The following is a 13,282-nucleotide window of genomic DNA, read 5'->3' as shown; positions in this document are numbered from 1 at the left end:
TATTGGCAGGCTCGGGGTTCGCAGATAACATGTCGTTTTACCTCTTTAACAGGCAACGTCGGCAATGGCTCTGATCCCTAAAAACTACACGCGGCTGGAAAGCGGCTATCGCGAGAAAGCATTAAAAATCTATCCGTGGGTATGCGGCCGCTGCTCGCGCGAATTTGTTTATTCCAACCTGCGCGAATTAACTGTCCATCATATTGATCACGACCACACCAATAACCCGGAAGATGGCAGTAACTGGGAGTTGTTGTGCCTGTATTGTCACGACCACGAACACTCGAAATACACCGAAGCTGATCAGTACGGCACAACGGTTGTGGCGGGAGAAGATGCGCAAAAAGATGTCGGTGAAGCGACCTACAATCCTTTTGCCGATTTGAAGTCTATGTTGAATAAAAAGAAATAAGGTTACGGTCAGAAATAGCGGTCACCATGCATGGCGACCGCTATGCCCTTACTTATTCGTCTTAGTGCTATTACTGAACTGTTCGGTGAGATAGTTGCTGGTGTTGTTCAACACGCTGACCATCTTATCCAGATTGGTAAACTGCTTTTTATAACGCGCGATGGTGTCATCGATACGTTTGCTGGCGGTATTGTACTGATCGGTCAACGTATTCAGTTTTTTACTGATGCCATCCGTTGCGCCCTGCAATACGCCTTTGCTGCTGAGGAATGCGGTGAACGTCGTGTTCAGCACCGTCGACACGCCGGTTTTCTTGCCATCACCGGTGAACATGTCACGAATCGCTTCCGGTTTTACCTGCAGGCTGGTGGTCAATTTGGCGGCATCCAGATTAAGCTTACCGCTGGTTGGATCGGTGGTAATGCCCGCCTGCGATAAGGTTTTGTAGACGTTCGAACCCGAACTGTTCGCCAGAATACTCTTCAATTGCACCTGGATGTTACGCAGCGTGCCGTCGCCAAGCAGCGCCCCATTCTTCCCATCCGGATCTTTACCCGCGTCCACCGGCGTGTATTTGGTCAAACTCGCCATCGTATCCTGCAGCGAGTTATAGGCATTCACCCAATCGGTAATGGCGGTTTTGGCTTTATTTGTATCGCTGCTGACCGTCAGCGTTTGGTTGCCGCTGGTTTCATCGTTGAGCTTCAGCGTGATGCCTTCCACCGCGTCGGCGATCACATTGCTGCTGCTCTCAATCGCCACATTATTCACGGTCAACCTGGCATTCTGCGCCTCGACGCTTTGCGCCATACCGCTGCTGGCAGCATCTGACGCATCAAAGCCGATAAAGTCCTGCAAGGTATCATCGCCGGTCACGCTCAGCGATTTCAGCGCATTGGCGGTGCCGGACGCAGATGAAGTCAGTGATAAACGGTATTCAGTGGCTGACACCTTGATCAGGCTGGCGGTAACGCCAACGTCGGATTTGTTGATGGTGTCACGCATGGCCGAAAGCGAAGTCTGATCTTTGGTCAGCGTGATGCTCTTCTCTTTACCTTCGGCGTTAACAAATTTTAAGGTTCTGGACGCCGCATCGCTACCCATCGCCGCTTTGATATCGGTTTTGGTCTCGCTGGTTAGCGTCTGCGATTGCGCCAGTTTCTGCACGCTGATGGTGTATTTTCCCGCCAGCGCATTGCCGTTGGAATCGGCGCTAAACGCGCTCGAGCTGGATGCTGTGGTAGTCGATGTATAAAGCGCGGCATCGTTTAATTTATTGTTTGCCGTCTGGAAGGTCTGAATCGCGGTTTTAAGCGTGCCGTAAGCGGACAACTTCGCGGTTGCGGCGGATTGTTGTTTGGAAATCGGTGCCAGCGATTGTTTCTCTGCCGCGGTCAGTTTGTCGAGAATGGTGCTTAAACCCAGCCCTGAACCCACGCCTAATGTTGAAATCCCAGTCATGTACGCAACTCCTGTTAAATTAACCTTACGGTACTATCGGCAGCCTTAACGCAAACTTTATGGAATCCTGATCATTTCTTTACGCTATCTTTACACTCATTAAAATGGCGTCATCGTCTCCTCTCGCAGCATCGGATTAATCGCGCTGGAAATATGATGCGTTTCACATTTACCTGTCGCTCTGCTTGTCGGAAAAGTTCAGCCGATTATGATCTTGCGAGATTGTTACTGCGTTCAGCGCAGGCAAAACCTGACACGCCGTCCTCCCGGTGGGTCAGGTTTTTTATTTTTCAGGGCAGACAAAAAATGAAAATCGCCAAAATCCTCAACAATAATGTCGCGGTGGTACTGGGCGACAACGGCAAAGAACAAGTAGTGATGGGACGCGGTTTAGCGTTTCAGAAGCGCGTTGGCGACGAACTGGATGCGCAGCAGATCGAAAAAGTATTTGCGCTGCAAAGTGATGCCTTAACCGGCCGACTGAGCGAATTGTTGTCAGATATTCCGCTCGAGGTGATCACCACCAGCGAACTGATTATTGTCAATGCGCGCCAGCAGCTTGGCCAACCGCTGCATGAAAGTCTCTCTATCGCGCTGTGCGATCACTGCCATTTTGCGATCGAACGCCATCAGCAAGGCATCCCGATTCGTAACGTATTGAAGTGGGAGATCAAAACGCTTTATCCGAAAGAGTTTTCACTCGGTGTTGAAGCGCTTGAACTGATTAACAAGCGGCTGGGCGTCGAGCTACCGGAGGATGAGGCTGGATTTATCGCCCTGCATCTGGTGAACGCGCAGCTCGGCAGTGACTTCGCGGATGTTTCGCACATTACGCATTTTATGCAGGAAATCTTGCATATCGTGAAGTATCGCCTGCAACTGGATTACCGCACCGACAGCCTGAGCTACAACCGTTTTGTTAACCATCTGAAGTTCTTTGCGCAGCGCATGTTGGGCAAACGGGGCGTGTGGAGCGAGGATGAATCTCTGCATGATGTGGTGCGCGACAAGTATCCGCTGGCCTATCAATGTGCGGTGAAAATCGACCAGCATATTCAACAAAAATATCTGTATGAACTCTCCAGTGAGGAGCGCATGTTTCTCACTATTCATATCGAGCGGGTACGTAAAGAGACGCTGGCATTGCAGGATGACGCGGATGAGGCATAACGCTACGGTTTATGCGGCAATGCGCAATAAATTGCGCCGCTACGGTTTTTGCGGCGCAGGATTGATTGGATGGTTACTTCAATGCTTCACCGTGACTGCGAATCACATCCTGATACCAGAAGAAACTCTTTTTGCGTGAGCGCGTTAGCGTGCCGTTGCCCGCATCATCGCGATCAACATAGATAAAGCCGTAACGCTTGGAGAACTCGGCCTTTGACGCGCTAACCAAATCGATCGGTCCCCAACAGGTATAACCCATCACGTCCACGCCATCTTCAATCGCTTCACGCACTTGTACCAGATGATCATTGAGATACTGGATGCGGTAATCATCGTTAATGCGCCCGTCAGCTTCCACCACATCTTTGGCGCCGAGCCCATTTTCCACGATAAACAGCGGCTTTTGATAGCGGTCATACAGGATGTTAAGCAGAATGCGCAGCCCTTCGGGGTCAATCTGCCAGCCCCAATCGGAACTCGGTAGATGCGGGTTTGGCACCATTGAGAGGATATTGCCACGCGCTTTTTGATTCTCCTCTTCATTGGTGGTGACGCAGCCGGTCATGTAGTAGCTGAAGGAGATATAATCGACGGTATTTTGCAGGTCGCGCTTATCGGCTTCGGTGATCGCAATGCTGATGCCACGATCGGCGAAGAAGCGTTTCATATAGGCGGGATACGCGCCGCGCACCTGTACATCGCCAAAAAACAGCCATTCACGGTTTTGCTGCAAGGTTTCCAGCACATCTGCCGGGCGGCAGCTCAGCGGATAGAGCAGCGCGCCCAGCAGCATGTTGCCGATTTTGCCGTCCTTAACGATGTCATGGCAGGCTTTCACCGCGCGTCCGCTCGCCACCAGCTGATGATGAATGGCTTGATAGATCGCCTGCTGATCGCTCTCTTCCGCTAGTCCCACGCCAGTGAACGGCGCATGCAGCGACATGTTGATCTCATTGAAGGTCAGCCACAGTTTCACCTTATGCTGGAAGCGGGTGAACACTGCGCGCGCATAGCGCTCGAAGCAATCAATGGTGATGCGATTGCCCCAGCCGCCATACTTTTTGATCAAGCCGTAAGGCATTTCGTAATGTGACAGTGTCACCAGCGGTGTGATGTTGTATTTGGCCATCTCATCGAACAGGCGATCGTAATAGGCTAATCCTGCTTCATTGGGTTCCGCTTCATCGCCCTGCGGGAAGATGCGCGTCCAGGCAATCGAGGTGCGCAGCACGGTAAAGCCCATTTCGGCGAACAGTTTGATATCCTCCGGAAAACGGTTATAGAAATCGATAGCGGTATCTTTAATACCAAAGTCATCACCGCCGCGCTCCACGCGCGCACCAAAAATACCTTTCGGCTGCAAATCCGAGGTTGATAAGCCTTTACCACCTTCCTGATAAGCACCTTCAACCTGGTTAGCGGCCACCGCGCCGCCCCATAAAAATCCGTCCGGGAAACGTTTAGTCATTTGCTTGCTCCTCTATTATTTCAGCACCGCCAACAACGGAGCGCCTTCGCTCACGGCCGTGCGGCTCAGGGTTAACACATCCACAAAGTCATCACTGTTACTCACCAAAACCGGCGTGGTGAGGTCATAACCTGCGGCTTTAATGGCATCGAGATCGAACTCCAGCAGCAGATCGCCCACTTTTACCGGCTGATCGTTCACTACTTTGGCCGAGAAATATTGTCCATCCAGCTTCACGGTATCGAGGCCGACGTGGATCAGTACCTCCGCGCCCTGCGCCGACGTCAGCCCTATCGCATGGCCAGTACGGAACATTGACGACACTACGCCATCAATCGGGGAAACCACGCGGCCCTGCTGCGGAATAATCGCCGCGCCTTTGCCAAGCAATCCGCTGGCAAAGGTTTCATCGTTAACCTGATCGAGCGGGATCACGTTGCCCGCTATCGGGCTGACCACGCTTTCGCGGCGCGTCAGGCTGGTGGGCTGAGAAACCGGTGCGGGTGGCGCCACCACGTCGGCTGCGGGTTCACTCAGGCCGAACAGATAGGTGGTTACGCAGGCAAATAACAGCGCTACCGCCGCGCCAGCGAATGCCGCCAGCACGCTGGCATCAATGCCGCTGTTCGGCACCACCTGAATAAAGGTGAATACGCTTGGGAAACCAAAGGAGTAAATGGTGGTGTGCCAAAAGCCGAGAATCGCCGCACCCAATGCGCCACCGACGCAGCCGAAGATAAACGGACGACGACGTGGTAGCGTCACGCCATACACTGCCGGTTCAGTGATACCGAAGATGCTGGCGGTAAAGGCCGATCCCGCTATCGCTTTGAGTTTGACTTCGCGGGTACGCAGAAAAACACCCAGCGTTGCGCCCGCCTGGCCCAATACCGCAGGCATCAGCAATGGCAGCAGCGTGTCATGACCAAAGTTGGCGAGGTTGTTCAGCATGATCGGCACCAATCCCCAGTGCAGACCAAAAATCACGCACACTTGCCAAATTGCGCCCATCACTGCACCCGCGATCATCGGGCTGAGACTGTAAATCCACAAATAGCCTTCGGCCAGCATGCGGCTCAGCCAGGTCGCGGCCGGACCAATCGCCAGGAACGTCAGCGGCACGGTGATCAGCAAACAGCACAACGGCGTAGTGAAATTACGTACCGCGCTGGGTGAACGCGGATGTACCCAGCGCTCAATCAGGCTGGAAACCCAGGCCGCAAAGATAATCGGAATGACTGACGAACTATAGTTCAGCACTTCGAGCGGAATGCCGATGAAGGTCAGCGGATGGCCCTGCTGTTGCTGTTGCAGCACCTCGAGAATCATCGGATGCACCAGCGCAGCGGCGATGGCCATGCTGACAAACGGATTGCCGCCAAATTTTTTACCGGCGCTGTAGCCAAGCAAAATCGGCAGGAAGTAGAACAAACCGTCGCTGGCGACGAACAGCACTTTATAACTGCCGCTATCGGCACGCATTACACCCACCACCAAAGCCAGCGCCAGCAACCCTTTGATGATGCCGGTGGCGATCATCACACCGATAAACGGGGTAAAGATACCGGAAACCAGATCGATAAAGCGGGCAAACAGGCCTTGTGGCGCATCGGTGTCTGCGGCCTCGCTCTGATTATCCAGCACGTGACGTGCCGTCAGTTCGCGATACACTTCCGCCACTTGATTACCAATCACCACCTGATATTGGCCGCCGCTCTCCACCACCATGATCACGCCAGGGTTATCCTTTAACGCGGCGGTTTGCGCTTTTTGACTGTTTTTCAGTTTGAAGCGCAAGCGCGTGGCGCAGTGCATCACGCTGATGATGTTCTCTTTGCCGCCAACACCATTAACGATGTCATCCGCCAGTTCCTGATATTGCATCACTTTTTCTCCTGAACCTGCCTTAAACTCATGCCCCAAATTTCGCGCAAAAAAAAACCTGAGACGCGCCCTCTTCAACTGAAAAAGGGCGCGTCTCAGGTTTTGCCTGCCGAACAGTAACAATCCTCAACGGACGCTATCTTGCTTACAGGGCGATAAAAGTGGCAAGCAGTTTTAGTGAATGCCGTGGAGAAGTGTGAAGCCGGTCACCGATTAAATTCGTTTCAGTGCCGCCAGTGCCAGCACGCTGAGCAGTGCGCCAATCACCATCAGCAACAGATAGCTCATCCACTGCAGCAACCAAATCCCCAGCACGCCGCCGCCCAAAAACGCTACAACGGTGTAAAAATGCAACTTAAGCCGTTCAATGTAGAGCGGCGCATCTTTCGGCGATTCTTTGCGCCGCAGCACATCAAAAAGCATCGCCAGCTCAATGCCAATATCGGTCGCGGTGCCGGAAACGTGCGTAGTACGAACGCGAGCGTTGGAGATGCGCGTCACCACCGCATTCTGCAATCCCATCAAAAAACTCAGGCTCAGCACCAGCAGCACGCCGGAACCGCTAAAACGGAACCAGCTTTCAACCATGCCCAGCATCAGTAAAGCGATGCCTTCAATCAGGATATTGATGGCGTAAATGCCGCGTATCTGACGTCGTCTGCCGGAATTAATGATCAGCGTTGAGACCGATGATCCGGCGATAAACAGCAATACGATGAGCAGAAAAAACAGGCCAACGTGCAGATTGGCTTTTGCCAGATGGTCGGAGAGAGAGGAGACATTGCCGGTCATGTTCGCCGAGAAGAAGCCGACGGTTTCAAATGCCGCGGTGTTGAGTGCGCCTGCAACGGCGGCCAACGTGCAGGCCAGTCGGATATCGGTATTGAAGGTGCGCGTGTTCTCGGCGGTGATTAGCATGGGAAATCCTGGCCCGGTGAAAGAAACGTATCTTCCTCCCGCGACCAGGAATTCTCAAGCATCGCTATGCGGTTTGCTGATCCTGCTCTTGCTCGCTAAACCGCTCGCGCATTTCGTTTTCGATCTGCTCGAGTGATTTGCCCTTAGTCTCAGGCAACATAGTAATGACGAAAATCAGCGAACCGACATTAATGGCCGCAAAGATAAAGAATGCCGCATTGCCGGTAGCGGCCAACAACGGCGGGAAGGCAAACGCCACCGCCGCATTACAGATCCACTGGAATGAAACTGCAGCGCCGGTCAGCACGCCGCGCACTTTCATCGGGAACAGTTCCGACATTAACAACCAGTAAACCGGCGAAATACACATCTGCATGAAGAACAGGAACACCAGAATCGCCGCCAGCGCGAAGATACTTTGCGTCATATCTTGTGGCATCAACAGCAGCACGCAGCCGAGGACCAGCTGCATGGCGATCACCACCGTCAAACCGGTCATCAGCATGGTACGGCGTCCAAAACGTCCTACCGCTTTGATGCCCACCATGGTAGCCAGCACCGACACAATGCCGTTACCAATGGTCGCCGCAATCGACGCGTTGGTGCCCATGCCGGTGGTTTTCAGAATTACTGGCGTGTAATACATAAAGGCGTTCACGCCGGTAAATTGAATAACAATGCCCAGCCCCGCGCCCACCAACAGCAACCGCAGGATCCACTTCTCTTTCAGCAGTTCTTTCGCTGAAGGCCCCTGACGCGCCGCCTTGGCGTGCTGACGCATCTCTGCCATCTCCTTTTTCACTTCACGCGGTGTTTCACGCAGTTTGTGCAGGATACGGCTCGCTTCTTTGATGCGCCCTTCTGCCACCATCCAGTGTGGTGACGCCGGGACAAAAAAGGTGCCGATGAACAACAAGGCGCCAGGAATCATAGCCATCGCCAGCATGTAGCGCCAAAGGTGCGGATCGTTAAGCGTAAAACTCATCACTGCGCTGACAACATAAGCCAGCAGCTGTCCGGAAACGATCATCAGCTCGTTGCGGCTGACCAATGGCGCACGACGCTTTGGTCCCGCAATTTCTGCAATAAACACCGGTACGGTTGAGGAACCCCCGCCGACGGCAATCCCAAGCAGAAAACGCATCGCCACCATCACATGTAGGTTTGGTGCTAATGCGGTACCAATTGCGCCGGCGACAAAGATCAGCGCCAACGTACGCAGCGTAATACGACGACCAAAGCGGTCGGAGACGTAGCCACTGATAAAAGCGCCCATTGCGGCACCGAAAATCAGTGATGACGTCACTAAACCCTCGGTGAACGGGGTGAGATCGAGGCCGCCCTGATCGAGCGGTAAAGTCATAAACGGCAAGGCTCCGGAGATAATACCGGTGTCATAACCAAATGCCAGTGCGCCCATGGTGGCCACTAACACCACAAAGAAGATTCGCTGTTTGACGGTAAGGTTACTTAGCGGCGAATCGTCTTCACTATTTTGCTGCGATGTGTCCATTCCTGTTCCCTGCATATTGAACGCGCCATCAGGCGCAAAGGTTGAAACCCAAAAGGCAGAAGTATAGACAGGAATTTCAAAATGTGACGGAGGTCACTGTTAAATAGCCAGATACATGAACTTTTTTTGATCTGTTTAAAACGATTGCGCTTTTATCTCTGGCTTAACTGTTGCTACGGACTAAAATAGCAGCGTGACTAGCTAGTCCTTAAATCTAATGGAACATTGATAAGAGGTCTTCCTATGAAACAACAGAGCTACAGAGGCGGCGCAGGGAATTTTGCCAACAATCCGGAACGTGCAAAAGAAGCTGGTAGTGCGGGAGGCAAAGCCAGTGGTGGCAACTTCAGAAACGACCCTGAAAGAGCCGTTGAAGCGGGCCGGAAGGGAGGCAAAATAAGCCGTCGTCCTCCAACGAAGTCTGAGTAAGGCGCCTTAGGATTTTTTATGCCATGGATTGGCTTCACCCTTCAGCTTTTACTGAACGTATAATTGAACACCCGGCCATTTTTGGTTTGAACAGTCAGTGTCTTTCCAGCCGTAGTATCCATCGTTCGGGCTTCACTGTAGTTCCACATCATCAGTCTTTGGCCATCCGGATAAGCGGATTCCTTATCAGGCGGGCCAAACATGGCGATCAATTCTGCGCGGGTTGTCTGGCCTGTGTGTATGTTCTGAATACTGGCGGTATCAAAATTACGCCCCACCGAACTGGAATAGGCTGTCAGTACCAGCAGCAAACTGGTGATAATTATTCCTCTCATTATTTCTCCTTTGCATATCTCACCTTAAAATTGTAGCCTATATACATAACGCATACGTTTCATATACAGGTTATCGCATGGGCATCGTGAAAATCTCTGAGTTAATGCATGAGAATCTGCGCATCGCTAGCACGGCGATGAGCCGTTCAATCAATGCGCAGGCAGAACACTGGATGAAAATCGGCATGCTAGCCGAGATCTATCCGTCACTCAATCATCAGGAATTGACGCGTTTATTGATGTGCGTCGAACGCGACAGCGGCGCTGATTTAGCGCAACTGCTCGACCATCCTTCTTTCACCTCGCAGGGAATCGCGTAATGAGCATCAAACTGCACACCGCTGAAGAGATCGAACTGGCGCGTGCCGCCGGACACGCCGCCGCTAAAGTGCTGGAGATGATCACACCGTACGTCAAACCGGGCGTGACCACCGATGAGCTGGACGCAATTTGCCACCAATACATCGTCAACGAATTGAAAGTTGTGCCGGCCAATATCGGCTATCACGGCTATACACGCACCACCTGCACCTCGGTGAATCACGTGGTGTGTCACGGCATCCCGGGTGAGAAAAAACTCAAGGATGGCGACATCGTCAACATTGACGTCGCCATCATTAAGGACGGATGGTACGGCGATACTAGTCGCATGTACTACGTCGGTCAGCCATCGGTACGCGCGAAACGTCTGGTGGAAATCACCTATGAATCGATGGTGGCAGGCATCAACGTGGTAAAACCGGGCGCGACCTTGGGCGATATTGGTGCGGCGATACAACAGGTGGCGGAAAAAGCGGGTTTTTCCGTGGTGCGCGAGTATTGCGGTCACGGTGTTGGCGAGGTGTATCACGGCGATCCTCAGATTCTGCATTACGGCACCCCAGGCGAAGGATTAGCGCTGCAAGCCGGCATGATCTTCACGATTGAACCGATGATTAATGCGGGCAAAGCGGGCACCAGCGTATTGTCTGATGGCTGGACGGTGGTGACTAAAGATCGCTCGCTGTCGGCGCAGTGGGAACACACCATTGCGGTGACCGAAACTGGGTTTGATTTGTTAACACCGTGGCCAGAAGGCACCGGCGAATATCAGGCCATCTAAAAAATGATCCAGAACGCACACGCCGTTCTGGATCATCATCATCTTATGCCGTTCTACGCAGCGTAAACACGCTCACGCTATTCACCATATTTGCCGCCTGTTCGCTCAGCATCGCCGAAGCCGCCAGCGATTGCTCCACCAGCGACGCGTTCTGCTGGGTAGTGATATCAATCTGGCTGATAGCGGTATTGATCTGGCTGATGCCGTCGGCCTGCTCGCTACTGGCCTGATTGATCTGCACCAGCAGCTCTTTCATTTCAGCCACGTTGGACATCATGCCGTTCATCAGCTTATTGGCGTCCGTCACCATATCGCGCCCATCCGCAATACGCGTGGAAGACTCCTCAATCAAATTACGAATTTCATGCGACGAAGTCGCGGTCTTCTGCGCCAGGGCGCGCACTTCCTGCGCGACAACGGCAAAACCGCGACCATGTTCACCGGCACGCGCGGCTTCAACTGCCGCATTCAACGCCAGAATATTGGTTTGGAAGGCGATGGAATCGATCAGGTTAATGATGTCCGCCATACGGCTGGCAGAATCATTGATCTCGGCCATTTTGGTGGCAACGTTATCCATCATGCTGGCGTTACGCCCCACCGTGGTTTCAGCCTTGGCGGAAAGATCAGCGGCAACATGCGTGTTATTACGCGTATTGTTGATGGTGGCACTGAACTCTTCCACTGAGGCCGCCGTTTGTTCAACTGAACTCGCCTGCTCTTCCGTGCGTGCAGCGAGATCGTTGGTGCCCGACATTATTTCGCTGGCACCACCCGATATTTGTTCAGCGCTCATACGAATATGGCTAACGATATGCGACATTTTCTCCTGCATTTGCTGAATGGCATTAATTAACTGGCCCATTTCATCTTTACGCTGCTCATAAAAGTCAGAGCTGAGATCGCCATCCGCCACTCTGCCAAGAAACGCAACGACCTTTCGTAATGGCACAGTAATCGAGCGGATAATTATCCAGCCAATTAACGCTGATACCATAATAGCCGCAACAAAAATAATCAGCATTGAAATTTTCGTTTTGCTGTAAGAGGCCATAAAGTTATTATAAGAGTCATTTATTTGCTGCTCTTGCAAAGTAATAAACCCTTCTACTTCATTGATATAATTACGTTGTGCTGAAGCAAGCGTAGAAAAATAGAAATCCACTGCTTTAGACACATCATTGTTCACTAAATCAAAGAAGGCGTTTCTCTCTTTAAGGAAGTCCGCTCGCTTCACTTCAACGCGCTTAAGAAAGGCCAGTGACTGTTCATCCGTTGCCAACTCACCTAATCGCTTATAGGTTGCAGTGATCTTCTTCGATGCCTCCTGAAGATTGCTCTGAATGGTTGCCCGACGCGACGTATCGATTGGGCTCATCAGCAGTGCCTGCTGCTGCACCGTCACGTTGATTTCATCAATCAATTGGTTACCTAACGCTATGGTGGGGTAATCCTCTTTCATCATGCCATTGACGCCGGTCTCGGCTAAAAATAGCGAGTTTAATCCGAGCAATGCCACTAACAGTAGCATCGCGATATTGAGCACAGATGATATTGTTAGTTTGGTCCGCAACTTTACATTACGCGAAAATCTTTGAACTACGTCCATTTAGAAACCTCAATGATTTTGATTGAAAAGTAGTGAAGAGAACGGTGTTATTTTAAAAATAGAAAATGCTCCGAGAGTGAATCGGCATCATCTTTGCTGTTATCGTCATCTATTTCATTAACATTAGCGTTGAACGTTAATTGAGGTGATTGGTAAAAAACAGGCATGAATGAATATTTCTTGAAATCGATTTCATTGATCAGTTTCAGTTAATAAAAACGAAACAAATGATATTATCCGCCTGGTTATTTTGCTTATTTTATAATAAAGAATTCCGTTAACCCTCAGAATATGGAAGAATTGATCTTATTTTTATCATTTGCAGCAATTTGACTCAGAGAAAACTGATTACTGATCTGCATAGTTTGGGATTTAGCACACGAAGCAGCGGTCAGCAAAGCTATCCTGCTGACCGACCGCCGTCATCCGTCAAAATGCTACTTCAGCACGCTGCAAAATCGCTTCATTCGCGACATCAGGAAGCTGATGAAGCAACCAATCCGCCATCTGCATTTCATGCTGCACGATACGCTGAAAAACCATTACGCCTTTATCATCTGCCGCCTGCCGTGCGGCTGCTAACAATGCAGTGTAGGTTGCCACTTTGTAGTTGCAGAAAACATAGCTGCTCACCGCGATGCGCACGCCCTCTTCATCACGTAGCATATCGCTTGCTGCCTGCCCAACCACGGACATACGTCCTAACGCATCTTTCATTGCCGACCAATTGCTGTCGTAACGTTTAAGCACATCTTTAACCTGCTGCTGTTGTTCACGTGTTTGCTGCATGTATTGCTTAATGCGCGCCTGTAGCAGCGGGAAGTCATCCAGACGCAACGCGGCGGCTTGCAGCAGTGACTCAGCATGTTTCTCCATGGCATGCGCATCGCGCAGCCAGTCCAGGTACACAAATTCCTTGGTCATCAATTCGCTCCGAAAGTGGGAATTTCTGCTACCGAACGGCTTGGTGATCGCGCACCG

The 13,282-nt window shown here is 51.6% G+C and carries 13 protein-coding genes; 5 read left to right on the top strand and 8 right to left on the bottom strand.

All coding sequences use genetic code 11. The features are described 5' to 3' along the window. Window positions 1-64: 64 nt before the first annotated feature. The gene (yajD, locus tag AC6I8K_RS19650) at window positions 65-412 is read left to right on the top strand and encodes an HNH nuclease YajD (protein ID WP_034460453.1); all 348 of its coding nucleotides are present in this window, start codon (window positions 65-67) and stop codon (window positions 410-412) included. Window positions 413-460: 48 nt separating this feature from the next. Here the strand turns inward: yajD and fliD are convergent, their stop codons facing one another. Then, window positions 461-1,873 carry a flagellar filament capping protein FliD gene (gene fliD / locus AC6I8K_RS19645; RefSeq protein WP_483818035.1) on the bottom strand — a complete coding sequence of 471 codons (1,413 nt, stop codon included), beginning with the start codon at window positions 1,871-1,873 and terminating at the stop codon, window positions 461-463. 306 nt (window positions 1,874-2,179) lie between these two features. Here fliD and licT point away from each other — a divergent pair, with 306 nt between their 5' ends. Beyond that, a complete protein-coding gene (gene licT / locus AC6I8K_RS19640; protein WP_497827358.1) occupies window positions 2,180-3,043 on the top strand; it encodes a BglG family transcription antiterminator LicT in 864 nt (287 codons plus the stop codon). A 73-nt stretch (window positions 3,044-3,116) separates the two neighbouring features. On the opposite strand, the gene AC6I8K_RS19635 is transcribed toward licT, so the two are convergent. The 4 genes from AC6I8K_RS19635 to AC6I8K_RS19620 form a co-directional block, all read right to left on the bottom strand. Next, window positions 3,117-4,511 (bottom strand): glycoside hydrolase family 1 protein, encoded by a 1,395-nt coding sequence (locus tag AC6I8K_RS19635; RefSeq protein ID WP_483818037.1) that lies wholly within the window; start codon window positions 4,509-4,511, stop codon window positions 3,117-3,119. Between the two features lie 15 nt (window positions 4,512-4,526). Next, window positions 4,527-6,395, bottom strand: coding sequence for a PTS beta-glucoside transporter subunit IIABC (bglF, locus tag AC6I8K_RS19630; protein WP_483818038.1), 1,869 nt, complete (start codon window positions 6,393-6,395; stop codon window positions 4,527-4,529). Window positions 6,396-6,608: 213 nt separating this feature from the next. Next, window positions 6,609-7,313, bottom strand: coding sequence for a YoaK family protein (locus AC6I8K_RS19625; protein WP_064740217.1), 705 nt, complete (start codon window positions 7,311-7,313; stop codon window positions 6,609-6,611). A gap of 64 nt (window positions 7,314-7,377) precedes the next feature. Then, window positions 7,378-8,826 (bottom strand): sugar porter family MFS transporter, encoded by a 1,449-nt coding sequence (locus tag AC6I8K_RS19620; RefSeq protein ID WP_497827357.1) that lies wholly within the window; start codon window positions 8,824-8,826, stop codon window positions 7,378-7,380. A gap of 243 nt (window positions 8,827-9,069) precedes the next feature. On the opposite strand from AC6I8K_RS19620, the gene AC6I8K_RS19615 reads away from it, so the two are divergent. Further along, a complete protein-coding gene (locus AC6I8K_RS19615) occupies window positions 9,070-9,255 on the top strand; it encodes a con-10 family general stress protein (RefSeq protein ID WP_073991688.1) in 186 nt (61 codons plus the stop codon). Between the two features lie 41 nt (window positions 9,256-9,296). Here AC6I8K_RS19615 and AC6I8K_RS19610 read toward each other — a convergent pair whose 3' ends face one another. After that, on the bottom strand, window positions 9,297-9,590 hold the full coding sequence (locus AC6I8K_RS19610) for a hypothetical protein (RefSeq protein ID WP_497827356.1): 294 nt from the start codon (window positions 9,588-9,590) through the stop codon (window positions 9,297-9,299). Between the two features lie 77 nt (window positions 9,591-9,667). On the opposite strand from AC6I8K_RS19610, the gene AC6I8K_RS19605 reads away from it, so the two are divergent. Both AC6I8K_RS19605 and map read left to right on the top strand, forming a co-directional pair. After that, window positions 9,668-9,910 (top strand): ParD-like family protein, encoded by a 243-nt coding sequence (locus AC6I8K_RS19605; protein WP_497827355.1) that lies wholly within the window; start codon window positions 9,668-9,670, stop codon window positions 9,908-9,910. Continuing rightward, entirely contained in the window at window positions 9,910-10,692 is a 783-nt protein-coding gene (map, locus tag AC6I8K_RS19600) for a type I methionyl aminopeptidase (protein WP_064740221.1), read from the top strand. The genes AC6I8K_RS19605 and map overlap by 1 nt, the downstream gene beginning before the upstream one ends. Before the next feature lie 43 nt (window positions 10,693-10,735). On the opposite strand, the gene AC6I8K_RS19595 is transcribed toward map, so the two are convergent. Next, the gene (locus AC6I8K_RS19595) at window positions 10,736-12,301 is read right to left on the bottom strand and encodes a methyl-accepting chemotaxis protein (RefSeq protein ID WP_064740222.1); all 1,566 of its coding nucleotides are present in this window, start codon (window positions 12,299-12,301) and stop codon (window positions 10,736-10,738) included. 429 nt (window positions 12,302-12,730) lie between these two features. Continuing rightward, window positions 12,731-13,225: a DUF892 family protein gene (locus AC6I8K_RS19590; RefSeq protein WP_497827354.1), complete on the bottom strand. Its 495-nt coding sequence runs from the start codon at window positions 13,223-13,225 to the stop codon at window positions 12,731-12,733. Window positions 13,226-13,282 lie beyond the last annotated feature (57 nt).

The sequence above is a fragment of the Pantoea sp. X-Soil-ISGK-421 genome, assembly GCF_059730785.1.
Note: the sequence above shows the minus strand (reverse complement) of the source record. Positions and strands in the feature narration are given on the sequence as shown.